This window comes from Dapis purpurea BLCC-M126, assembly GCF_050015975.1.
Lineage (GTDB): Bacteria > Cyanobacteriota > Cyanobacteriia > Cyanobacteriales > Microcoleaceae > Trichodesmium.
Genome location: NZ_JBNHER010000149.1, coordinates 1 through 26,320, shown reverse-complemented (window position 1 = coordinate 26,320; position 26,320 = coordinate 1). Strand labels below are relative to the sequence as shown.

At 34.6% G+C, this 26,320-nt stretch carries 13 protein-coding genes; 4 read left to right on the top strand and 9 right to left on the bottom strand.

All coding sequences use genetic code 11. From position 1 onward, the window contains the following. Positions 1-1,360: 1,360 nt before the first annotated feature. Positions 1,361-1,513, bottom strand: a complete 153-nt coding sequence (locus ACP6PL_RS13375; RefSeq protein ID WP_426545757.1) for a helix-turn-helix domain-containing protein — start codon at positions 1,511-1,513, stop codon at positions 1,361-1,363. Positions 1,514-1,593: 80 nt separating this feature from the next. Between ACP6PL_RS13375 and tnpA the strand changes: the two genes are divergently transcribed. Beyond that, positions 1,594-2,007, top strand: a complete 414-nt coding sequence (gene tnpA / locus ACP6PL_RS13370; protein WP_426545756.1) for an IS200/IS605 family transposase — start codon at positions 1,594-1,596, stop codon at positions 2,005-2,007. Positions 2,008-2,223: 216 nt separating this feature from the next. On the opposite strand, the gene ACP6PL_RS13365 is transcribed toward tnpA, so the two are convergent. Both ACP6PL_RS13365 and ACP6PL_RS13360 read right to left on the bottom strand, forming a co-directional pair. Next, entirely contained in the window at positions 2,224-4,395 is a 2,172-nt protein-coding gene (locus ACP6PL_RS13365) for a hypothetical protein (protein WP_426545755.1), read from the bottom strand. 333 nt (positions 4,396-4,728) lie between these two features. Continuing rightward, the gene (locus ACP6PL_RS13360; RefSeq protein WP_426545754.1) at positions 4,729-6,549 is read right to left on the bottom strand and encodes a P-loop domain-containing protein; all 1,821 of its coding nucleotides are present in this window, start codon (positions 6,547-6,549) and stop codon (positions 4,729-4,731) included. 673 nt (positions 6,550-7,222) lie between these two features. Here ACP6PL_RS13360 and ACP6PL_RS13355 point away from each other — a divergent pair. After that, a complete protein-coding gene (locus ACP6PL_RS13355; RefSeq protein WP_426545753.1) occupies positions 7,223-7,750 on the top strand; it encodes a phycobiliprotein lyase in 528 nt (175 codons plus the stop codon). Positions 7,751-7,796: 46 nt separating this feature from the next. On the opposite strand, the gene ACP6PL_RS13350 is transcribed toward ACP6PL_RS13355, so the two are convergent. From ACP6PL_RS13350 to ACP6PL_RS13335, 4 genes are all read right to left on the bottom strand, one after another. Further along, positions 7,797-8,381, bottom strand: a complete 585-nt coding sequence (locus tag ACP6PL_RS13350; protein ID WP_426545752.1) for a hypothetical protein — start codon at positions 8,379-8,381, stop codon at positions 7,797-7,799. Positions 8,382-8,904: 523 nt separating this feature from the next. After that, positions 8,905-11,526, bottom strand: coding sequence for a DUF3769 domain-containing protein (locus ACP6PL_RS13345; protein WP_426545751.1), 2,622 nt, complete (start codon positions 11,524-11,526; stop codon positions 8,905-8,907). A gap of 423 nt (positions 11,527-11,949) precedes the next feature. Beyond that, a complete protein-coding gene (locus ACP6PL_RS13340) occupies positions 11,950-12,066 on the bottom strand; it encodes a photosystem II reaction center protein I (RefSeq protein WP_011612663.1) in 117 nt (38 codons plus the stop codon). A gap of 108 nt (positions 12,067-12,174) precedes the next feature. After that, positions 12,175-13,506, bottom strand: a complete 1,332-nt coding sequence (locus tag ACP6PL_RS13335) for a hypothetical protein (RefSeq protein WP_426545750.1) — start codon at positions 13,504-13,506, stop codon at positions 12,175-12,177. Positions 13,507-16,251: 2,745 nt separating this feature from the next. Between ACP6PL_RS13335 and ACP6PL_RS13330 the strand changes: the two genes are divergently transcribed. After that, a complete protein-coding gene (locus ACP6PL_RS13330) occupies positions 16,252-19,614 on the top strand; it encodes an alpha-mannosidase (RefSeq protein WP_426545749.1) in 3,363 nt (1,120 codons plus the stop codon). A gap of 680 nt (positions 19,615-20,294) precedes the next feature. Here the strand turns inward: ACP6PL_RS13330 and ACP6PL_RS13325 are convergent. Both ACP6PL_RS13325 and ACP6PL_RS13320 read right to left on the bottom strand, forming a co-directional pair. After that, positions 20,295-21,065, bottom strand: a complete 771-nt coding sequence (locus ACP6PL_RS13325) for a hypothetical protein (RefSeq protein ID WP_426545748.1) — start codon at positions 21,063-21,065, stop codon at positions 20,295-20,297. Positions 21,066-21,384: 319 nt separating this feature from the next. Continuing rightward, positions 21,385-22,758, bottom strand: a complete 1,374-nt coding sequence (locus ACP6PL_RS13320; protein ID WP_426545747.1) for a HAMP domain-containing protein — start codon at positions 22,756-22,758, stop codon at positions 21,385-21,387. 948 nt (positions 22,759-23,706) lie between these two features. On the opposite strand from ACP6PL_RS13320, the gene ACP6PL_RS13315 reads away from it, so the two are divergent. Continuing rightward, positions 23,707-24,834: a site-2 protease family protein gene (locus ACP6PL_RS13315; RefSeq protein ID WP_426545746.1), complete on the top strand. Its 1,128-nt coding sequence runs from the start codon at positions 23,707-23,709 to the stop codon at positions 24,832-24,834. The last annotated feature ends 1,486 nt before the right edge of the window (positions 24,835-26,320 follow it).

The following is a 26,320-nucleotide window of genomic DNA, read 5'->3' as shown; positions in this document are numbered from 1 at the left end:
GAGGTAATTATCAATTATCCATTATCAATTATCAATTAATGAACTCCTGTCTCCTGTCTCCTAACTCGTAGCTAACGCGTATATTTATGAAGATACGCTTAGGGGTTCTATATAAAATTATAAACATAATATTGTATCATCAGATTCTATATAATAACTTGATATCTCCAATGCCATATCTTGTATCTTAACTCACATATATAGCATTACTCATTTTAAGGTTTTCGGAGCATTTCCCCAGGAAAAATTCAATCAGAGATTACTGTTAACTTTTAACTTTTAATATCATGTCTGCTGGTATCGTTTGCGTAAAAGCTAGGGTGAATATCTACAGAAAATTTAAGTTTTTTCCAGTATTTAAACCTTTTAAACCTTCTTCCTTATTCCTTCTTCCTTACCTTACAATAACTATGCCACCGGACATGATATAACTTGGGCATAGCGCTACACCTTTTACCAACTTTCCATTGTTAATTTATTTATGCTCAACTACTTAATGATGTAAATTTGAGATAACATAGATGATAAGTTTGTTTTTTATAGGTATTTATGGTTATGAGTGAAATATTAACACCTAATTTAGTAGCCCAAATTCTTACAACATTGGGTTCTGTAGGTTTTTTCTTACTAGCAATCCAAGCATTAAAACTATTAAAGCAATAGTAAAAATTATAAATCTATTTCTATCAAAATAATTGAGTCCCGCCATCCCACATTGATTGGATAACTATTTTTGGAGGGGTGATCAAAATCCCTGTTGCAAAAAAACTTCTGACTTCCTTGCCGAGTGTTAGCTGTGTTTTTTGTTCCATAGCAGATAGTCTCAAATTATTAATATCTTGACATACTCCCGACGCTCCCCTACGGGAGAGCGCGGGATTCTTCAGTCAAGGAAGCCCTGACCGCAGTTTTAACAGAGGTGATGCCCTCCCCCTGTGTTGATAGCAATCCAATTTTCTGTATTAGGAGTGCCGAGTTATAGTCTCTATATCTTGCAATACCTGGGAGTGCATAGACTTATATTCAGGAAATAGTTTTTTAGTCTGTGCTAAATCTGCCAGTTGAACAGTTTCCGAGGCAACATAACCATTGACTATATTTGGGTGCTTGTCTCCTTTCTTTGTTATCGGGTTACCATTGCTGTCTTTTTTTCTACCGTCGCGCGTTTGTACTCTAAACTCTGGAATATTTTGATAAATTCGTTCTACAGGTACTACTGAAACATCTATAGGGAAAGCATTTACCGAAATATTGTGGTTTAAAGCCTCCCCTTTTAAGGGGATAATAAATAAAAATTTTCCTGTTCGTCAATCCTCTTATTTTCAATGAGAGGTAATTCTAAATTCTTAATTCTAAATTCTTAATTCTTGAATGGCGTGCGCGTTGCTTCAAACCACTTCAACCTTTCAGCTAAACGGTAATTGTATTGCCTCCTAGCCATGGATAACCAATTAGCAATAATAACCGCTTGACTTTTACAGGGTTTTAGTTTGTAGTTGTATTTCAATAGCATAGAGAGTTAACTTCCTGCACTATACATCTGTTATTATAATGAATGTATATCTAATTGTCAACAGCTATGCCTAAATAATTATGAAAAAAGATTTTGTATCTAGTGGTAGAGCCGTATCGGACATGAAAGCTCACTTAGTCTTGGTAACGAAATATAGAAAAAAAGTAATCAATCAGGAGATGCTCAAACGATTAGGAGAAATAGTAGACAACTTATGTACTAAATGGGACTGTAAGCTCATAGAATTCAATGGTGAACCTGACCATGTACATTTGTTATTTCAATACTACCCACAGTTAGAGCTACCAAAATTTGTAACTAATCTGAAATCTGTAAGCAGCAGACGACTGAGAACAGAGTTTTCAGAACAAGTCAACCAGGTATATTTCAAAGCTGTCTTTTGGAGTGAGTCTTACTTTATTGCTAGCTGTGGTGGTGTCAGTGTTTCAGTCCTGAAGAAATATATAGAAAATCAGGACGAACCACATACATAACGCCCGGCTTTCCCATACGACGCTCCCCTAATAGCTGCCGCTAGGCTCCGCCTTTCATGTCGGCGACAGCCGAAACGGGAGAGCGCGGGACTTCCCGCCGGGGGAGTTAAAAGTTGATTTTTGTATAGCAGTCGAAGCAAAGATTAGGACATTTATAAATGCTCAAATGATTGTCAGCAATTACTTCTGACTTCTGATTTGCCCGTAGCGCTATACTTAACTTTCTAATTTTAAAAAGTGTACTCGTCCAGAAGCTTCACCAACAATAATTTGTACTCCATCTGCTGCCACAGCGCAACACTCCAAGGAACTCTCCCCAGTAAAATCCGCAATTACCTGTCGCGTTTCTAAATCCCAAACTTTTAGAGTATTATCATCAGATGCAGAAATCACCAGACTGCCATCTGGTGTAACTGCAATGGAACTTACCCAGTCAGTATGACCAGTTAAACTAAATAGTTCCTCTTCAGTTTCCAAAGACCAAACCTTAATAGTTTTGTCAAAAGAACCCGAAATTACCTGCTTCCCATCTGGTGTGACTGCTAACGCCTTTACCCACCCAGTATGACCAACTAACGTAGCAACTTCCTCTCCAGTTTTCAAACACCAAACTTTAATAGTTTTGTCAAAAGAACCCGAAATTACCTGCTTCCCATCTGGTGTGACTATAACTGTACTTACCCAGTCAGTATGACCTCTAAGAGTAAAAACTTCCTCTAATGTTTCTAAACTCCAGATTTTGAGAGTTTGGTCAGATAAACAAGCGATCGCTTGTTTCCCATCTGGTGTAACTGCGACAGCAAAAATACATCTATTGTCACCTTCTATACTCAATAATTCCTCTGCTGTTTCCAAACTCCAAATTTTGAGAGTATGATCGTCTGAAGCGGAAATAATCCGTTTATTTGGTAATGCTGCGACAGAATTCACCCTATCGGTGTGACCTTTAAATGTCAAAATTGATTTTGTTGTGCTCAAATTCCAAATTTTGATTGTATGATCCCAAGCAGCAGAAACAACTTGTTGCTCTGGCAAAACTACTGCTGCATTCACTCTATTAGTATGTCCAATCAAAGGAGAAAGTTCTTCGGAGGTATCAAGACTCCAAACCTTAAGGGTAAAATCATCGGAACCAGAGATTAAGCGCCCATCTGGCAAAACTGCAACTGCATACACTGAGTCAGTATGACCTTTGAGGGGAAATAACTCTTCCCCTGTTTGTAGATTCCATACTTTGAGAGTATTATCGGAAGCTGCCGAAATCATTCGTTTACTATCTGGAGTTACTGCTACTGCATTTATTCCTTTGGTATGACCTTTGAATGTAAAAATTGCTTTTTTGCTATCAAGATTCCAGACTTTAACTGTATTATCAGAAGAACCGGAAATTATTTGTCTTTCAGGAAGTGTAGTTATAGTTCTCACACCACCTGTATGACCTGTAAGTGTAAATATTTCTTCTGCTGTTTCCAGATTCCAAATTTTGAGAGTATTATCGGATGAACCTGAAATAACTTCTGTCTCAGACAATACTGATACTGCATTTACCCAACCTTGATGACCTGTGAGGGTAATTTCTGCCTTTTGTGTTTCGAGATTCCAGACTTTAATAGTATTGTCTGAGGAACCAGAAATTACTCTGCCATCTGGTAACGCTGCCACTGCTCTTACTGCTCTTGTATGACCTGTGAGGGTGACTAATTCTTCTGTTGTTTCTAGGTTCCAGACTTTGATAGTGAAGTCATCCGATCCAGAAATCACCCATTCATCATTTAGTAAAGCGATCGCTCTAATTCGTGCCGTATGACCAGTAATGGTACTAATTTCCTTACCTGTTTCAGGATTCCAAACCTTAAGAGTGTTGTCTGAGGAACCAGAAATTACCATTCCTCCACGAGTAACAACTACTGCATTTACCCAACCACTATGACCAATAAAAGTTCGTAATAGTCTTCCTCCAGGTGGTGTGAGACTAGGCGCTGTAGGTCTTAACCAGGGGGTTAGTTTCCAGGATTTTGCCTGTTGTAGCATTTTCTGAATTTCTGGTATTTCAAAAGATAGCAGTCGCCCCCACAGTTGTCCTGCTAGTTGGGTTTTATCTTCAACTAAGATATGAGATGATAGTTCAATTGCTCCTTGAATTAATTTTAGGGTTTTTAACTTTTCACTTGATATCCAGAAATCGGAGTGCATAGCTTCCTCATAATCATTTAATAGATATTCTACTCCGAATAGATATAGTCTTGATTCGAGAAAATCAAAATCTGTGAGTAAGCGATGCAGTTGTTCTGTATCGGATTCACTGACTAGAAAACCAGGTAAAGTTTCTAAAAGATAACGTTGATCTTCTAGGGGCAGTTGAGCTAAGTTTTCTCTAAATTCACCCATTTTAATTTACAGTTTTAATAAAGGAAGAAGGAAGAAGTAAGAAGTAAGAAGTAAGAAGAAGGAAGAAGGCTTAAATTTTCTATAGATATAGCAATCCTATTTTATTTGTGGCAAAAATTTTACTGCTTTTGAGGGAACACTTAACTGGCAACAGTCAACAGGCAAGAGCTTCAACTTTTTTATTTAGTTTTTAATTTGTAATAACCTATTTAGGATTGCTATATTAACGGCTAGATTTACACAAACAATACGAACGGACATGATATTACCTTTAACTTTTAACTTCAAAAAATATTATTTTTGACTTCCATGAAATGGTACAGCTTATCAATACTAAGCATTTTTATAAACCATTCCTAACAAATTATTTTTGATTTTTTTTTCCATACTTTCAATTTCAATTAATGATTCTACTTCCTGAACAATATCTTTACGGTATAGAAAATCTTGAAATGCAGCATGATATATACTATATACTGGTTTGCCTTCTGTTTGATAAATCCGCAGAAATTGCGCCCATTCATCCAATATTTCTTGTACCACTAAGGAAATTTCTCCACTAAATTTAGCTAACATTCCACAGGATACAGGTTTACGAGTTTTTGTTAAGAAATATATAATTTTTAGTTTAGTAACTGGCAATGGTTTAACATTCATTTTCATTCTATGCCAATGTTGGTCATAATATTTCTCTAAACCTTGGGGTAAACTTTCTAAGCTGATATCTCTATAGTTGTCTTGCTCAATATCATCAAGTACATATTTTAAATACATGAAATTATTTTCGCTCTTACTAGCTATAGATTCAACAAATTTTTCTAATGTTAATCCTCTAGCTTCAATCCATGCTTGAACTGCTGAACGCTTTGTTCTTAGGCGAATAAATAGTTTAACATCTTCCAAACTTTCATTAGGATATATCATCAAATCAAAAATTTTCTGTGGCGCCGACACTACTAATGGTAGTGGGTCAGATCTCTTAGTAAGCAGAAAATATACTCTATTGGGTAAGTTTGCTGGTAAATATAGGACATTAGCCGCTCCACTCTGACTACTTAAATCCACTTCATCCAAAGCATCCACTGCTATTATGAGTTTTTCTCCAGGCAGTAGTTGGGTACTAATTTCGTTCAGTAGTTTTGACAGAAAGTTCCCATTGCTGGTATTATCTGGATGTAATGGTAGTTCATAGGGCAAATTATACCTTTCAATTAACTGGGTACACACACTCTTAAGAAAATCTTCAGCCCTAGTTCTACCTTCTGATAATAGATTGAAATAGGCAACACAACCTATGCGACGTACATATTCGGCAATAATTGTACTTTTGCCTACTCCTGGATCTGCTTCGATGATCAAATATCCTTTGGATTGATTTTGGAGAAAATTTTCAATAGTGTCAAAGACAAAACCTCGTCCGAGAAATCCTTCTGTTTTATCTGCTATGAGAGCCGCAAAGTCAGCAGGTATTGCTTGACATTGCTTCATCTGTTTGCTTAAGAGTGATATTAACTGTTCTAAGTGGGAGTTAGCTCCTCCGATACCTACAATAATTCTGTCAATATCTTGAAGGTAATCTCCGACGAATTGATCTACTCTTTTCTCTATACTATTCGTGACATCAACCAAACGATTAAGATCTTCTCCTGCTGTGGCTAACATATCGTGGACTAAGGCTTGAAAGACTGTGCTTTCTGTTCTCAGTTCGTGGCGAAATTGATGGACTGTAATTGATACTAATTTAGTTTCAACTAAATAATATAATTCTTTGGGAGCGTGTTTCAGCCATTTATCTTCGCTTTGTAGTCTAGACATTACTGTTTTTGAGATCGCTTGTTCCTCTCCTCCTTGAGGTATCTGAGTCATTCTGTGTTTCTGTGTCTGCACTAAATCTAATATAATCAGTGCATCTTTCTCCATTTCTGTTAATCTAGCTTCAATTGCAGCTTTCTCTTGTTTCCACTGGGGTAGTTGTTGAGACTCTTTACGAATTACTTGCAAAGCTTTACAGTATGAAGTTACTAATGCTGTCTGTATTACCTGATTCTTTTCATCAGCCTTCTTTGCTGCCCATTTACTTACCGAATGCCATGTAACACTGGTTACTTGTTCTAGTCCTGCACCCGCAAACAGGGTTAATATCTCTATGAGCATAGTTTAGTACCCTTAAATTATACCAGATTTAGTGTATATCCTAATAAATTTAGTATCATAACTTAACCTTATTATTTACCACAATTTAATGTTTTTGGAAATAGCGATCGCTACAATTGTGGCTTTTTAGTCCAATTCATAGTAGTTTGCAATTTGATTAGCTATACAGTTTTTCGTTATTTTGAGATGAAGGCTATATTTAATATACCACATTAATCAAGAATATATTGTAGTCAAACGAACTTGATTCCATTTCAGTTATCAGTTATTGGTATCTCTGGCTAAATGAAATACGGAAGTTGATTTTTTTTCATCCCCTTAAAAGAGCAGGAGGGTTGAGACCTTAAGTTTTCGTCAATATAATATGAAAAACATTCTGCAAATACACCAATTTCCCCATCTCCCTATCAATCTTTGGTAGCAAACATTAATGTATTTCAGATAAGTATCTAGGCAAAATTAATTTAATACCAATTCCTAAAAATCCAAAAATAATTCGATACTTTTTCAAGACTTCAGTTATTAACTAAGAATTTTTTTAAATATTTGTTTGCAAAGAGCGAGAATATCTATCGAACCCTACTCCCTAAAATGCTACAATTAAAATTTGACTCAAAATCCCAATCAGTGCAAAATATAGTATTGATTCAGAATTAATAAGATTAGCAAGTTAATGGACATTATCGAATTTTTTAAGCTGAGTGCTGGTGAATGGTTTTCCCAACGCACAATTCACAATTTGGTTTCTGGGGAACTGCAAGCAGGTAAATCAGAAGTGAATTTTGAAATATTGGAAAAAACTGACTCTACATTAATCAAGTTGTGCGAACAAAATCAGATTGACTCCAGTGCAACTGACTTAATAGGGGTGAAGATTAGCTGGAATGGTACAATAAAAAAAGAACAGGTCAAAGATGCAGGTTCAACAATGCTGATACTTATTCCCAATTCTAACGACTCTAACCAAGGTATATTATTGCAAGATAGAGGAAATGGTAACAGGGAAAAAATTAGTGGTCGTTATATTATGGGGAGTGATGATGTTCTAACTTTGATTACGGAGTCGGAGGGTTTTTACGCAGAAGAACGTTTCTGGTATTTAATACCTAATTTGCGGTTACGCACCAGTTTGGTTAAGAAAAAATCAGGTTTTACTTTGGCTTCTTTTTGCTCGGAAATTCGTAGAGTCAAAAAAAGTTAGTGAATTGTTGGCTAGTGGGAGCATCTTGCTCCCGACTCCTGACTTCCTACTCTTTATCTTCTAACGACTGTGTTTGTTTTTCTCCTTCTAGTTTACTGCTGTGCGATCGCACAGCTTGACTCTTTTTTACAACTTCTTTGAGTTTAGTATAAAAATCAGTGTGTTTTATCTTATACTGATTTGGTTGTACTGGGAGTTGCTGCTGCACCAAATTTTGATCTTTATTTTTTGAGTTTGGTTTAAAGGGGTTAGAGGTTAGGGAAACAAATTTAGAATCATCTGGTGGTTTCTCTTCTAAAAAGGTAGGGTTTGTTTTTGTTTGTAAATACTCAGTATCTATCTGAGTTGTCAAATTTGTGAGAATATTTCTAGTAATAATATTTTGAAATTCAGAGTTGAAATGGTAAATAGGCTGACCACGACGTTCCCATAATGTCAATATTTGCTGGACAGAGATAGCTTTGTAACGTCCAAGATATAATGCTTCAATAACTGCTAAAGAAAGCCACTCAACTTGATAGTTGTTCTGCCAACGAGCAATAAGCTGCTCGGAAGTTTCACTACCAAGGTCAAAATCATACTTTGTTAACAAAGCCTCTGCTAAAGTAGATATAGATGACTGTTCTGTCATTGGTCTTTGATTTTTGCCTAATAGATAATATAGCAGAACGAAGGAGAAAGAAGGAAGAACAAAGTTGGTTGATTATTAATATTCCTTTGTTTGGACTATTTCATAATTCAAGATCGGTAATGATGAATGCTATAGTGCTACGCGTAAGTCATATCATGTTTGCTTGAATACTTATTGAGCAACTGATAGATATTGAGCAGGCTAGAGCAAAACTACAAATTAATACTTTAGAGAAAAATTCAGGTATAAAGCCTCTCCATTTATGGAGAAAAAGCGGTCGTTTGCGTTTCGCTTTCCTGCGGAATGCTAAAGCAAACGCGACATGAAAAGCGTTAGCATTAGCGAAGCTCCTCTTTCAATAATTGATAATTGATAATTTATAATGAATAATTGATAATTACCTCTCTCTAAAAGGAAGAGGATTGACGCGGTAGGGAAAATTTTTTCTTTTCTTGGTCAATCCTCTTATTTATAAGAAGAGGTAATTATTAATTATTAATTGTTGAACTTCTTCTTTAAATGATTAACGAACCACACCACCACCAACAGGTCGAACATCTTCCCCAGAGAAAGGAGTTGTACCACCCTGCCAGTTAAAGTCGCTGATCCGGAGACTAAATGTACCAGTTCGTCGTCTGGGACTAAAACTTAATACTACTCCATAAGTACGACGACTATATTCTAATGTAATTCTATCGTCAAGAATATCACCATTTTCTAAGTTGAGACCACTCTGGTAGCCAACCCGAAAACCTTTATAAATCTGTTGGACGAAACCAAACAAAAGGACATTTGTATCTTCAACGCGGTCAAAGAAAAAAGGCGACTGACCGCTCAGACCTGTCTGGCTATAAGTTAAGTTAAATCCAGTATAATCAAAAAAGTCTCTGGAAAAATGCCCAAACTGCCCAGTAAACCCAAGACTCCCACGCACAAAAGATTGGTCTTCATCATTACTATAAAGGCTAGTAGCGCCTGTAAGTCCTAAGACCATTTGCAGAAATGGAACTACTGGTTTGCTGGTATATTTCAAACCCTGAGTTGGGGTAGCGGGTAATGGTTCGCCACTCCAGATAGTTAGTGGGTATCTCAAAGATACTACACTCTGGAAACGACCTAGGTCAGCTCGCGATTTAGGGTCGCTATCATCATCATCATCATCATCGGGTAGAGGTTCAAATGGTTGGAGATCGGTTAACAACTCCCGACGATCTGTTCTCGCATTCACAACTTGATACCCAGTCTGAAAACTAAGTTGGGCACCAGTTTTACCTATTGGTATTAGGGGAGAAGTAAGAACAACGCCTGCACTACTGTGAACAGTTTGAAATCCTAAACTGCCATTAAATAAGCGATCGCGATAACTATACTCTCCTGTTAAATTGTAACCTTGGAATGATTGTCTGAGTCGAACGCTACCTCGAAAGTCATCTTCCTCTAAGTCGGGAAAATCTTTAAATGTGAGAAATGTAGCTCGCCCTTCTAGTTGAGTCGTGGGTGTTATGGCACCATTGACAGAGGCTTTGAGACCAACAACGTTACCATCTATGGGGGAGTCGTCTTCACCACCACCAAAAAATGCTCTTTCCAAGTAGTATTGAGGAGTTAGCCTAATTTGTAAAGGACCTGGAACAAAAGGTTCAAATGTACTTTCAACAAATAAACCACCTCGATCATCTTGGTCATAACCAATTTGAATTGGGAGCGGGTCTCGTTGCTGGCGATCAATAACTGTTCGTTCGCGAAATAGTGGCAAACTAAAACGTTGGTCAAATACTAACCGGGATTTTTTCGTTATCAGTTCATCCTGAAAGGGAGATAAGGGTCTAAGTGTAGCGCGAGCTGACCTTAATTCTACCTCTGGGGGTGAAAACGGGTCATTGGTTAGTCTGAGATTTATTGCTTCCCATGTACCTGCACCTAATAAGTTGAGACGATCAGCTTCAAAGCGTAGTCGGTTAACTGTTCCTGACTGCTCTGGTGCTTCTAGTTTAGGCTCGAATGTAAATTTTGCAGTTCCAGTAGCTTTGACTTTTGTTGGAGGTTGAGTAGCGGTAATGCTATCGCTTAATGATCTTGGCTGTAATGCTCCTACTCCTTCTGTGGTGGGTAGGGATGATGACAAGTTCTCTTCTGCGTTTCCGACAAAAATAATTCCACTTGCTTGTTCAATTAATCCTTTGTCGAGAGCAAAGTTGTATTCCATGCGCTCCCCAAGCAAGACTTGTTCTCTTTGAGAAAAGACAGCATTTCCTGTGGCTAGGAGTTGACGAGTTGTTAGGTTAACTTGTACTTTGTCTGCACTAACTACTCCTTGACTAAATCGCACTGTTACTTTACCTTCTGCGGTAATAAGTTGCCGTTGCTCGTTATATTCTTGGCGATCTGCAGTTACTTCGACTACATCTGCTGGTAAAGGTATTTGAATAGGTTGTCTATTCTCTGTTTTTTTGTCTGAGTCTTGAGTTTGAGATTCTGCTTCTGGTATGGGAATAGGGGTTCTTTCTTTTTTGTCTTCTAATTCTGGAGTGTCAGTTTCGCCAATGGGTTGTTGGTCTTGGGGAAGATTTGGTAGTTCTGGGGTATTGTTTTCTCTAATAGTTTGCCCTATCTGAAATTTTGATGGAATTGGTTGTTTTGTGCTACTAAAACGTTCTAATATCTTTCTACTATTATTGACATTGATTGAGTATGTTTGTTGAGTACTTTGAGCTTCTTTTTCAGTCACAGCATATTCTGATAAATCTGAGAAGGAGGTGGAGGAGAATGTTTGTTTTCTACCTGAATTGATTTGGCTTTCGAGAGTAGAAATTCTCTGTGCTGATGATATATCTATTTCTATTGGTGCTCCAAGATTGGCTGAGGTTGTATGAATTGGACCGACTTTCTGAGTGTGGTTAAAAGTTGAGGTAATTTGAGGGAGTTTGTACAATACAGTTTCTCTGAACTCTTCCCCGAAGAAAGTGTTCTTTGCAGATATTCTAATTTCCTCCGGAACCTGGTTTAATTTTAACGTTGGACTCGATTGATTTTGATTTGGAGTAGATAGTTCCTGTGGTACCTCTGTAACAGACTGGACTACAGAGACTGAAGGCAGGGTTTGAACAATGGGAGGTATTTCTGGAGGTGGCAGGGGGTAGGACATATTTCGGATAGAAATACTAAGTTCACGAGATTTAAAGATTAGAGTTCATCATAAACTTAAGAGCTAGAAATTTGACACAATATCAATTGACTTCAGAGTTAAAAGTTAACTACAGAGTCTCTTTAAAGAGCTTCGCTTAATACGGACTTATACTAATTACCATATTCTGTAAATTATGTCAAAAATTAGCCTGGAACGTAACACTACATAATATAAGTGGACTTCCAGGCTGAGTTACGCTCCCACAATATCAGGATTTATTTGCCTTCTTTGGAGGAGCCACAATTTCATATTCAATATTTTCAATTTGAGTGAGAGAGTTTTTCCCTTCTTCTCTATAGCTTTAACGCTAGGGCTAATCCCTAATTGATATTTTTCAATATAGGGTAGCTTCGGCATAAAAGCTAGAATTTTGATACAGGTTTACTCCATGTCCCGACCACTGGGGTTCCGTGCGGGGTCATTGGATAAGAATCCAAAAATAAATAACAAGACAAAGAATAGGACAACGATATTAACAACTATTTTCAAAGTCAGCATTTATTATTTCTCCTAAAGGGATGGGGTTTCAGACCGAATTTTTTCGATCAAATATCTACAACTTTCTTATCATATCTAAATGTTGACTCATTTTACCACAATCATTTGTCAAAAATTTTTCAACTTTTGTTGACACAATTGCCATACCTGTACAAATATTTTTTCTAGCCAAGTCATAATCACATCTACCCATCCCAATATTATTTCTAGGGGATGTTTGACATACCCTACTGAAACTGATTCTACTTCTAACCACTTTGGTTGGTGTTTGGGTCTACTTTGTGAATTATAAGTTTGAAAAGATGTTTTGGTACTGTTTATGCTATAATTACCGCTTTGTTCAATTATATGTCCATCTATATCTCTCAAAACTTCTTTGAATGCGATCGCCTCTTTTTTGTTTTTGGCAGAATTATTAGAAGTTAAGATAGTCTGCTGACAAAGATCCTGATGTAAAGGGAAATTTTTCTCTTCTCCTAATTTTTCTACACCTTCTGGGTTAATTACAGGTTTGGTTGTTAAAGAGGTGGCTAACTGAAATGTTCCTGGTTGAGATGGTGATACTAATGGGGCAACTCTTGGGTTTTTATGTTGCGTAGCTAAAGGCTTTTGTTGATTTTCTTGGCCTAGTTCTGCTTCTAACAATGACTCAAGTTGCCATTCTTCTTCTATTTCAAAAGGTGGTAGTAAACCATTTAATCCTAAACCTTTAGTAATTGGGTATAAATACCGTTTGCCTAAATTATGAATAAAGTCACTGAAAGTTAGATTTGAACTTGACAATAATGCCTGACTATGATAAGTAGCAAAACATAAATTGTCATGTTTTAGTTTATTTTGGTCGAAAGCTATATTTGATTCCTCAAACAAATTGAAGCACAAGGCAATTTTACTGTTTTGTACCCAAGCCATAATTTGCCATATCCCTCCTAAAGGTCCAAACATTGGTACAAGTTCTGCACAAGGTTGAAGCTTTAATGAGACTTTTTTTTCTATCTTGGCTGGTTCTAATATTAGAGTATTTTTTTGTTTGACTCCGGTCGAAATGTCTGAGACTTTATAATTTTCTGCAATATCTAATCCTGATAAAACTTCCGACTGTATTTTAACGAGAGGTTCAGGGTTTGAGGGTTGTAATAGCCCAGGATAGGTTTGTGTTGAAATTACTGATATTTCCTGAATAGGTTGGTCAGGATTTTTATGATTTTTATTGACTTTTTCTGTTATTTGTGGTATATCCCTTTTGGTTGTTTGTCGTAGTTGTTTGAGTGCTAGGCGAGAAGTTTGTAGCAACACATATACAGGATAAAGTAACAATTGAACTGTGTTGGTAACTGCAAATTTTAAATGACGCAAGGTAGCATCGCTTCGAGTTAATATTTGCCTATATTTTGCTGCAACAAAATTTAATACTTTACTTTTATAAGGACTTGAAGTCATTTTTACTTAGATATTAGATAAATTAATTAATTTTCCAGAGTTTACTTTAAAAACAAAAAATATACCTTTTACATTGCTTCAGGGAAAATGGAACAATTTAACTAGGAATTGACGGAGGTAATAAAAAAGCTTTTGCAACAGGAAAAAATGGTAGTGCGTTAAGGAAGTGTGGGAAGGGTGGGAAGTAGGAAGAATAATTGTACCTGTATCTTTATTGTGCAAGTCTGCCTTTCGTCCTAACTTTTTGGTCTTAAAAGCTGAAAAATTTGCACTTTTTTCCCGACAAAAATCCTCAAAACTCACATTATTCAGTGCTTTTAGATGATTATTGACCAGCCCGACTTACTTATCCCACACTTTACTGATGCACAATCGAAAAAATTACAACATGAGTTCTAGTTTTAAGTTTCTAAAGAAAAAGCTATGGATACTTAATTTAACTATATCAGAAAATCATCTAATTTTAATTTTCCACAGCAGTTGAGAAACTCATAAAATTAACTCAAGTAGATATTTAAAAACAATGGCGCTCTTGTTGAGGGAAGATACTTATGACGGCACTTCATAATTTAGATAGTTCTGAGCTCTGGTGATTTATAGCAGTTTTCATTGAAATAGAGTACAGAGATTTGGGTTTAAAGGAAAAAGGAAGAAGTTTTGTAGTCTACCTTTGTGAAAACCGCTATAAGTTAATCTTGATACATTTAACTTTAGTTTAATCCTTTAAGGTTATAAATTTTACTGTCTCATTTTTATTTGAAACCACTATAACTGTTACAAATCAGATCAAGTATATTGCTGGGAAGATAAGGTAAAGATATTTTATAGTTGGAGCAAAAAGTGGGAATTAATTCGTAATTGAATAGTTATTTTTTAGCTTGGTAATATTGATTCTTTAGTGGAATTTTATCTACTAAATTAGTGGCAATTTATATAAATAGTAAGGTTTAAAGGTAGTGGTTAGAGAGACTTTTATGAAAATTAGGTATGGGAGAAAAATTATAATCTAGTTTAATATCTCAAGTCAAAAAGAGCTCTGGATACTCATAGTAACTTCATTAGGGAATTAGCATTTTCTCCATTTTTTGATGATTTTGACAAAAATCATCATATAAAACATCTGGTTTGACTATCAAATTAATATATTTTCTGGTGAGGGCAACATATCAATAATTCTCAGAGATTTTTGTCAGTACTTTTGTGGAATAGCTTTGACTTGATAGGGCAAATATTTAGAGATTTATTTGACTGGTTAAGTCAAATTTTCTTAAGTTTTTGGTTAGAGAAACTTTGAGGAAAATTAGGTAGCAGAAGAAAAAATTAAAACCTAGTTTGATATCTTAAGTCAAAAGAAGCTCTGGATACTCATAGTAACTTCATTAGGGAATTAGCATTTTCTCCATTTTTTGATGATTTTGACAAAAATCATCATATAAAACATCTGGTTTGACTATCAAATTAATATATTTTCTGGTGAGGGCAACATATCAATAATTCTCAGAGATTTTTGTCAGTACTTTTGTGGAATAGCTTTGACTTGATAGGGCAAATATTTAGAGATTTATTTGACTGGTTAAGTCAAATTTTCTTAAGTTTTTGGTTAGAGAAACTTTGAGGAAAATTAGGTAGCAGAAGAAAAAATTAAAACCTAGTTTGATATCTTAAGTCAAAAGAAGCTCTGGATACTCATAGTAACTTCATTAGGGAATTAGCATTTTCTCCATTTTTTGATGATTTTGACAAAAATCATCATATAAAACATCTGGTTTGACTATCAAATTAATATATTTTCTGGTGAGGGCAACATATCAATAATTCTCAGAGATTTTTGTCAGTACTTTTGTGGAATAGCTTTGACTTGATAGGGCAAATATTTAGAGATTTATTTGACTGGTTAAGTCAAATTTTCTTAAGTTTTTGGTTAGAGAAACTTTGAGGAAAATTAGGTAGCAGAAGAAAAAATTAAAACCTAGTTTGATATCTTAAGTCAAAAGAAGCTCTGGATACTCATAGTAACTTCATTAGGGAATTAGCATTTTCTCCATTTTTTGATGATTTTGACAAAAATCATCATATAAAACATCTGGTTTGACTATCAAATTAATATATTTTCTGGTGAGGGCAACATATCAATAATTCTCAGAGATTTTTGTCAGTACTTTTGTGGAATAGCTTTGACTTGATAGGGCAAATATTTAGAGATTTATTTGACTGGTTAAGTCAAATTTTCTTAAGTTTTTGGTTAGAGAAACTTTGAGGAAAATTAGGTAGCAGAAGAAAAAATTAAAACCTAGTTTGATATCTTAAGTCAAAAGAAGCTCTGGATACTCATAGTAACTTCATTAGGGAATTAGCATTTTCTCCATTTTTTGATGATTTTGACAAAAATCATCATATAAAACATCTGGTTTGACTATCAAATTAATATATTTTCTGGTGAGGGCAACATATCAATAATTCTCAGAGATTTTTGTCAGTACTTTTGTGGAATAGCTTTGACTTGATAGGGCAAATATTTAGAGATTTATTTGACTGGTTAAGTCAAATTTTCTTAAGTCAAAAAAACTCTGGATGCTCATGCTAACTTCATCAGGTTAATTTGATTTTCCAGCAGAATTTTTCTCAGTCAAACGGCGGTGGTTGGAGAGATTCTTCTTAAAATTAAGCAGAGGAGAAAAAAATGATAATCTGAATCTAGTTTGATCATGGATACTCATTCTCGCTAAATCAGTAAATCAAAATTTTATGCAATTTTCAATTCCAGAAATTTCTACAACAATTCAGCAACTTAGAAAATTAACGCAAGTAAATATTCAAAAGAAATGGCGATATTGGCAAGAGGATATACCTATTACTGCACTTAAAAATTTAGATGCTTGGAAATTAGCTACAACAAATGAAAGAAAACATATTGCTTGGGAAAAAGGCAAACAGGTTTTATGGCTAGGGCAAAAATTGATAATTCCTCCACATTTAAATGATTATTTTTTAACTGGCTTATCTTTACGATTGGGTTTGACTTGGTGGGCTGAATCTGCGGAAATTTATGTGAATGGTAAGTTAGTACAAACGGGAGATTTGTTTGACTGTTCGAGTCGAATTTTGCTGAGTCGAAAGGCAGTAGTTGGAGAAACTTTTATTCTTGGCATTAAATTGGTAAGTCCGGAACATGACCGAGGTGCTTTGGTAAAGTCTTGGTGTGTCTATGAAAATCTGGAAAATTATCAGCTAGACCCTGGTTTTATGGCGGATAGATTAGAAATTTTGCTCGAATATTTGACTAAAGTAGAATCTGATAGCTACTTAAACTTAGACATAATAAAAAAATCTGTCAGCTTGATAGATTGGCAGGCAGTTGGAGATAAAGAAAAGTTTGAGCGATCACTACTAAATCTCCACTCGGAAATAACTAAAATTTCTGACAACTATATTAATAGTTTAAAAATCAAATTATTAGGTCATGCTCATCTAGATTTAGCTTGGTTATGGGATGTGAAAGAAACTTGGGAAGCTGCGCAACGAACTTTCACATCTGTACTGAATTTACAAGAAGATTTTCCCGAACTTATTTTCTGTCATTCGACTCCGGCACTATATGAATGGATAGAAAAAAATCGACCAGATATATTTAATAGAATTAAACGACAAGTTGAGTTAGGCAAATGGGAAGTCGCTGCAGGTTTATGGGTGGAACCAGAATTAAATACAGTCGGAGGAGAATCAATAATTAGACAAGTTTTATACGGTCAAAATTATGTTTGGGAAAAATTTGGCAAATTTTCTCCTATAGCTTGGTTACCAGATACTTTTGGTTTCTGTTGGCAACTTCCACAAATTCTGCAAGGAGGAAATATCAAATATTTTGCTACTCAGAAGTTACATTGGAATGATTTAACGGAGTTTCCTTTTGAGATTTTTTGGTGGGAAGCTCCTGATAAAAGTCAAATTTTAAGTTTGATGTTACCGCCGATAGGAGAAAGTATTGAACCTGTAAAAATGGCAAATTACGCTTGCGAATGGTTGACAAAAACTGGGAATAAAAATGTTTTGTGGTTGCCTGGTGTGGGAGACCATGGTGGAGGTCCAACTCGGGATATGTTGGAGGTAAGTAAAAGATGGCAAGAGTCTGGTTTTTTTCCTGTGTTGGAATTTTCGACTTCTGAGAATTTTTTGATTGAGTTAGTAGAGGAAAATTTAGGTAATTTTCCTATTTGGGGGGATGAACTTTATCTAGAATTTCATCGAGGATGTTATACAACTCATGCAGATCAAAAAAGATGGAACCGCCGTTGTGAAAATTTGTTGTACCAGGCGGAGTTGTTTTCTGTTTTTGCTTCAATTTTGACTGGTAGTTGTTATCGAAAGAATGATTTGGAGATGGCTTGGAAATTGGTTTTGTTTAATCAGTTTCACGATATTTTGCCTGGTTCGGCTATCCCGGAAGTTTATGTAGATGCTAATAATAATTGGCGGGAGGTGGAAAGGTTAGGTAAAGAAATTTTGGCGGAGGCTATGGGGAGGGTTGCAACTAATATTAATGTTTCGCCGCCTTTTCCTTTGGATGCTTTTCCTAGTCGGATGGTTTATCCGGTGATTGTATTTAATTCTCTTAATTGGCAGAGGTCGGAATTAGTTTCGGTTGCTTTGCCAGCGCCTCCCGCAAAAAAGAATTTTAGGGAGCGGGGGGATGAGGATACAGGAGGGAGACAAGGAAGACAAGGAGGAAAAGGAGGAGAAATAATTTCTGAATCTTCTTTTTCTCCTGTCTCTTCCCTAAGACCTAACTCCGAATATCTAACCTCTCTGAAGAGCAGTAATGATGACTGGCGAGTTTATGATAATGTCGGGCAAATACTTACTTCTCAGGTCTCGGATAACAATTTACTGTTTGTCGCTTCTGACGTACCTGGAGTTGGTTATCGTGTGTTTTGGTTATGTTCTGGATTTTCAGATTTGGGGGATAAACTATATATAGACACAAGTATAACCAAGTATACACAGAAGATATCAAAAAAAATAAAAAATGTCAATACTGTTAGTTTAGAAAGGGAAAAATGGGTTTTAGAGAACGATTTATTACGGGTAAAGGTAGAGGGAACAACAGGAAATCTTGAGAGTATTTTTGACAAGATTAATCAACGGGAAATTCTGAGGAAACCAGAAGGAAATAAACTACAAGCTTTTCGTGATGAAGGTCAATATTGGGATGCTTGGAATATCGATCCTAATTATCAGCAACATCCTTTACCTCCAGCAAAATTAATGGATATTTCTTGGATAGAACAGGGAGAATTAAAAAGTTGTCTGCGGGTAATCAGAAAAATAGGTAATTCTGAGTTTCGTCAAGATTACATTTTGGAAATTGGTTCGCCAATACTAAAAATTAAAAGTTGGGTAAATTGGCAGGAAAAACATACTTTAGTTAAAGCAGCTTTTCCCATAAATATAGAAGCAGATTTTGCTACTTATGAAATTCCTTGCGGAGCAATTAAGAGAACTACTAAACCTCAGACAGAAAGAGAAAAAGCAAAATGGGAAGTTCCTGCTTTAAATTGGGCAGATATTACTAAAGATAATTATGGAGTAAGTTTATTGAATGACTGTAAATATGGATATGATGCAAAACCAGATGAATTACGTTTAACTTTATTGAGAGGTTCGACTTGGCCAGACTCGGAAGCAGATGTAGGAATTCACGAATTTACTTATGCTATTTATCCTCATATTGGAAGTTGGGAAAATGCTGGAACTGTGCAACGAGGTTATGAATTAAATATGCCTTTGCTTGTCAAGGTAATGCCTTTGATTACTAAGGAAAAATCCCATGGAAAGTTGCCACAAACTTATCGTTTTTTAGGTTGGGAAACTGACAACTTAATTTTGATGGCATTGAAACGGTCAGAGGATAATCAACGTTGGATTTTCAGATGTTATGAATGTTTGGGAAAAGAGGCAAAGTTAAATTTGGAATGTGATGCTGGTTTAGGGATAGGAAAAGTTATGAATTTGTTAGAGCAAGATATTAGCGAACAATTAGTTGACTTTGAGAGTAAGAGTTGTGAAATTTCACCTTGGAAAATAGTCACTTTTTCGTTGGATTTTCTGTAGTTATGAATTTTGGGAAATTCTGGTAGTTGGTCTGAGCGATCGCTTGCCTGATATAAATATAGGTACGACTGCTGTCTGCAAAGTATTCCCCAGGAAAAGCAAGCAATACAGCTTAGAAAAGGAATAAATTGCTCTGACTAAATATCTGCTTCAATTAGCTTAAATAATAAAAATTTTGGTTAAAAAAAAATTTTGAGCTATCCCCATATTTAATATATTTCTCTCTTTTTTTTGAGATAATGAAACAGCCATGCCTTTCAAAGCTATGTTTTACCTACATAAGATCAAATTCCTGACAGGATAGGGGGAATAGAAGACAAACCTGCCATTTCTCATATCTAGGAAAGAGGACTAAAAGTGAATAACGCAATTTCACCATTTGCCAACTCTGACTAGCTACTTAAAACATCTCCCCACACTCCTAACCCTGCAATGCTTATAAGGCTTATGGGTAAAGCATAGCCTTTCAAAGAGGGGCAGTAATGAACTTACTGCCAATTTTTAATTTTAGTTTGTGCTTGAGGCTTGACATACTCCCGACGTTGCCCTTACGGGACCTATAGGGATTCTTCAGTCTGGGAAACCCTGACCGCTGTTTAGACAGAGGTGATGTCCTCCCCCTGTGTTTACATTGATAATAACAAAATTCTCCTAGCTTGTGTCTTAAATTATATGAACGTTTAGCTTATGAAGGTATCCGAACCCTGGCCCTGGCTTTCCCATCCCTCCGCTCTCCTCCCCCCTATGCACGGGGGGTTAGGGGGGATGGAGAGCGCGGGACTTCCCGCCAGGAAAGTTAAAGCTAAACCTAACACTCCTAACCCCCAAATTACACTAGGTTCTGGGACTTGAGTAGCAATTAAACCTTGTCCGAGTTCCTCACCTGCATTAGGATCACCTAGAACTTCAGCCGTTGTGCGAGTTAAAAAAGCAATATCCAAGTGCTCTCTAGCCCCTCTCTTAAACCCTTTGGGTAACTCAGGAAACTCATTACCCCAGTCGGTTAAATGTACATGGGGACTAGGATTATCATCGGGAAATAGGTTAGTTATTGGATTAGGGCTGGAAAAGAAATTAACTCCTTTTCTTTTCTCACCACCAATACTAATACCGTCTGGTTGTTCCGAAAATCCTGTTTGCAAAATTTGCTTAGTTTTGGGATTAAAATTGAAGTTAAAATCAGAAGTGGTTAAGTGATTATCAACAAATTCCTTGAAAATATTACCATCGGAATCAATAAAAGCAATATCAAAGGAAGTTAAATCTTCTTTGCGAACAATTCCATCATCGTTAACTTGATTTTCATCATAGCTAAAACTTCCTTTTAATTGATAGCCTAGAGTTTGCCCACTCCAATGTAAGTTGAAAGTAATTGCTTCTGCTGAATTAGCAGTCACTAGACCTAAACTTAAGAAAGTTACTGTCAAAAAACCGATACTTTTTTGAACCATTTAATTTATGCCCGAATTTTTATTGTATTAGATAAAGTAGGCAAAAAATCAAGCCACACCTAATGGTTAAGACCAGGATTTATCCCACACAGACGTTGCTATGTTTTCAGAATGGTTTGCAAACAATATTGGGGTTTTCCTTACTCAAAATTTTATAAAACATAATGAAGCTTTTGAGGGGTCTTAACAACATTTTTGTTTTCTCAAGTATAACCAACAATGATAGGGTAAAAATGCTCGATACTTAAATCATAGATATATCTCTGACAGTATGAAATTTTTGTCTGTAGCCAGTGGTAAGTTTTGCCTTAATCACTAATTATTCTGTTTTTTCTAAACGAAAATCTTCTACTGATTCTGACAAACTCTCTGCAATACTTAATAATGTTTGTAAGGAGCTATATACTTCTTTTGTTAACTGTGCTTGAGCAATATTTTTCTCGTGAATAATTTGTAAAAAATCTGTGAGTTTTTGCAGATTATTTACCTGATTTTCTCCCCAAGAAGCAACATTATCTATATAGTTATTAAATTTATAGACTTTCTGAACAATTTTAGTTAGCCCTCGCTTAACTTCTTCTCCCAATTTTTTAGGCTGTGATTTCGCTAACGCTAGATTATTCTCAGAAATAGTCAGATTTAAACTTTGAATCTTGCATTTAAAATATTCTAATTTTTTCTTTACTAATTCCCAATTATTTGCCAGATATTGCAATTCTTCTGCTATTTTTACTATATCTTCATTGCTAGTTTTTCTAGAAGCACAAATATCAGTATTTACTAACAAAATTTCACTGTGAGTATTAATTTGAAAAATCAAAGATTGGATTTTGTTTAAATCATAATTATACTCAGCAAATCTTTTGACTTTTTGATTTATTTCTGAAATTAAGATATGTGCTGCCATAATTTCATTTAACATCTGATCTATTTCCAGGCAACTTGTGGAAGCATAACTACTAATTTCTTGAGCAACTTGTTCAGCTTCCCAGGCTATGTATGCTCTTTGATAAAAAGAATCAATTATTACTTCTAGGGTGTTGATAAAAGAAGCTATTTCTTCTACTTGATACTGACTTTCTAAGGATAAGTTTTTAAAAGTAGTTTGGCTATCTGTCCCTATGATATCAACTTTTTGACCAGCATAATCTAGTTTCTTAACAAGTTGCGTAAACTTGTCTATAGTCATATTAAAGCAATAAGAAATTATTCCCAATTCTTCACATCTAACCTTAATTTTTAGATTGAGTTGACCATGGGCAGCAGCATCTACTTTATCTAACAATTTTATAACTTGACTGGCAATTTTTTCTTTATCCTTTTCACTATTTTTCTCCTGAATTTTAATATTAATTAGAAGATTACAAATCATATCAGCCATAGAATTAAATTTTTCACTCAAATCCTTTAATTCATCATTAGTATAAATAGGAATCCTAAGATTATAGTTTCCTTCATAAATACCTTCTAGATAATTCTCTAACCTATTAGTTGAAGAACGGAGTTTTTGGGCAGTTATCATACCTAAGCTAAATGTTGTGAAAAAACTGGTTATTCCTGCTGTACAGGCGAGGGCATAATTATGATGAGTTTTGATCGTCAAATTAGGCGGATAAACCAGTGTTACAATAGCAGTTACGATCGTAGTTATTCCCCCACTCAGCAAAGCTATCCATAATGGTTGATTCTTCATAAAAAACTATTATTATATTTACTACTGATTTTTATTTTATATACAATTAAACAAAGTCATTTTAGTTATCATTTATCAGTACCTCCGGTTGAAATTAGAGGCTTGAAATATTAGATTCAATATTTTTTTTGTCTCCTTAAAATGGGAAGACTTTAGACATTTAAAATTTGAAAATTTAGACATAAACCATAGGTGAATATGTTACAAATTAGGGGTTAATTTGGTATAAAATTCCAGCCTTTAGTAAAATAAAATTTTATCCTATTATAGATTATATTATCTGAGAAATTAATCCTATAATTATAGATCTTAACCTTTTTCTGAATTCATCTAAATTATCAAATACTTCCCATTTTAATTTTCTTTGTATTTATAATCATAATCTTTCTATTGGATTTAACTCTGCAGAGTAAGCTGGTTAAAATAAAAAAATTGTATTTTCAATAATTGACATATTTAAATTTTGATGTAGAGACCAATTATCTAATTGGATGAGGGTGGAAATCATAGGGATATTTTTAGGCAAATAGCTCCAAATATTTTTCCATACAGACTATATCTAAATAGCTAAAATTATAGTAAATAATATCAATAATTTTGATAGAAAAAACAGCTATTTATAATCAATATCCAGTATTAGTAACCCATGTTGATCAAATTGATATAAAACCTATATTAATTCAGAATTCACATATAATTATTATTTCAGTCTGCACATCCTAAGTTCTGTAGTTTACTCAATTGGAAGAAGCTATATGTTGTGATAAAATATGGTAAATTTTCTCGGAAAATAATTTAGTTAATTTTCCTATGACCGAACATAAAGGGAGGGATACCACTATATCAAGAAACAACAAAGGTTATTTACATTTTGTTACAGTGAATATGTGGATTTCAAAGAGGTAAAAATTAACCTTAACTCAAAGATTAAATTAAGAGGATAAACTTATGAATGGATCTTTTCGTGTCGGTAACCTATTTGGCATACCATTTTACATCAACTCATCCTGGTTTCTAGTCTTAGGTCTCCTTACTTTAACTTATGGTGGTAACCTAGCAACTCAATTTCCTCAAGAATTGGCTGGGATTTTACCTTGGATACTAGGATTAATAACAGCATTATTGTTATTCTCCTCTGTCTTAGCTCATGAGTTAGGACATAGTTTTGTTGCTCTATCTCAAGGAATAGAAGTAAAATCAATTACCCTATTTCTATTTGGAGGTTTAGCTAGTTTAGATAGAGAATCAAAAACACCAGCAGAAGCATTTTGGGTAGCAATTGCGGGTCCTTTAGTCAGTCTAGTATTATTTGGTTTATTCACAGCAATTAATATTTTTACACCCATTACCGGACCAGTAGGATCAATTATTCAACTCTTAGCTTATATAAACCTAGCTCTAGCATTATTTAACTTAATTCCCGGCTTACCTCTTGATGGTGGTAATATCCTTAAATCTATTGTTTGGAAAATTACTAATAACCCTTACAAAGGAATTATTTTTGCGAGTAGAGTAGGTCAAGGATTTGGTTGGTTGGCAATAATTTCTGGTTTAATTCCCACTTTTTTATTTAGTAGCTTTCCTAATTTTTGGAATATTCTTATTGGTTTATTTCTCCTACAAAATGCTGGTCGTTCTGCCCAATATGGAGAAATTCAAGGTGCGCTTGCGGATTTAACTGCTGTAGATGCTATTGTTGCTAATAGTCCAATTGTTTCAGAAAATCTGTCTTTGCGAGAATTTGTGAATGAATATATTATTGGAAAAGAAAGTAGAAAGGAGTTTTTAGTTACAGATGAATCAGGGCACTTATTAGGAGTAATTAATGTTGATGATTTGAAAATAGTTAATACTTCAGAATGGCCTTTGGTTCAGGTAAAAGAATTAATGAAATCTGTAACAAAAATTGAGGCTGTAAATGCTCAAACTTCCCTATTAGAAGTAGTTTCTTTGTTAGAACAAAAGCAAATTAATCAGTTAACTGTTATTGGTGAAAATGGTGTATTAATTGGGTTGATTGAAAAATCTTCAATTAGGGGTTTGTTAGAAAAAAAATCTCAAGCTAAACCTGCTTGAATTAAGATAAGCAAAAAACTTTTAGTCTGTAAAATTGGATTGGTTTTTATATATCTTTAACTTTGCATAACAAGATATGATACTAAATCCGGTTTATTGAGTATTGTTCTATGTAGATGAGGAGTATAGAGTGCAGAGGAAATAGGGAGATAGTTTAACTTGATTTAGCATAAATTATCTTTAGTAATCGGATTTAGTATTAACTGTAGAAATGATAGCAAAAAGAATACACAAATTTATAATAGTTTTCCAGACTATTTTATTGTAACTATAGCGCTATGGGCAAATCAAAAATTAAAAGTTATCTCTGACTAAGTTTTCGGTACAGAAATGCTCCGCAAAAAAGATTTACTAATCTTCTAACCTAAATGCCTAGTGTAATATCTATACATGAATTTTGTATGAAGTTTTTGCCTATTCCCTATTTCCTATTCTCTTTTTGACTGTAACTATCTATGTATAAATTTGGTATGAGTTGACTTTAACTTTATTATGTTTTGGAAAACCTTTGATTTTGATATTGATTACTTTTCCTAATAATTTCTTCTTTTCATTACCAGTTAATCTTTGAATATTTTTATATTTCTCTACACTAGATATATCATATACTAATTGGCTTTTTTTAAGAGTCAATTCTTTTTTTGTCTAAATATATTTCAGATAAAATAATTATTTAGAAATTTTAAGCATTAAGCTGTCAACTAGCCTCCTAAGTCTGAACTACGTTATTAGCTATTACCTATTAATTAATTGTCTGATAAGCAGGAAAAAGGAATTAATAAATTTAAATAGAATTAAAAGTATGGGGAAAAACTGACCTTGACCATGATAAGTGTATATTCATTATTTATGAACTAGCTAAAAACCGATTTTGAGCTAGCTAAATACTTATTCAACAATTGAGAATTACCTCTTCTTTTCAAGGAGAGTATTGACGAACAGGAAAATTGTTATTTATTATCCCCTTAAAAGGAGAGGCTTTAAACCACAATATTTCGGTAAAAATTAAATTTTGCGATCAATATGTCTTAGAATAATGGGTATTTAACTCACTAAGTAGAGGGTGTTCAACAATTAACAATTAATAATTACCTCTTCTGGAATAGAAAGATTGGCTAAAAAGTTTTTTTCTTCTATTGTTCGATTGGATATGGCGAATAAACCTCGCCATACCTTGACCGCTTTTTCTCCATGAATGGGGAGACTTTATACCTTAATTTTTCGGTAAATTTTTGCGTTATATATCATATTATAGACAGTGATAAACAACTAATGATTTTGCTAGTCTATCTTTTGATAATTTAAGGGATGTACTAACCAACATCCTGATATCTTTAGAACTACCCTTTCTGCCTTCTGACTTCTAGCTAATTATTTATAACCATTCATCTAGAAATCATATTACTAAATTACTATAAGTTATACCAATTCACTATAGAACCCCTAAGCGTATCTTTATAAATATGCGCGTTAGCTAGGAGTTAGG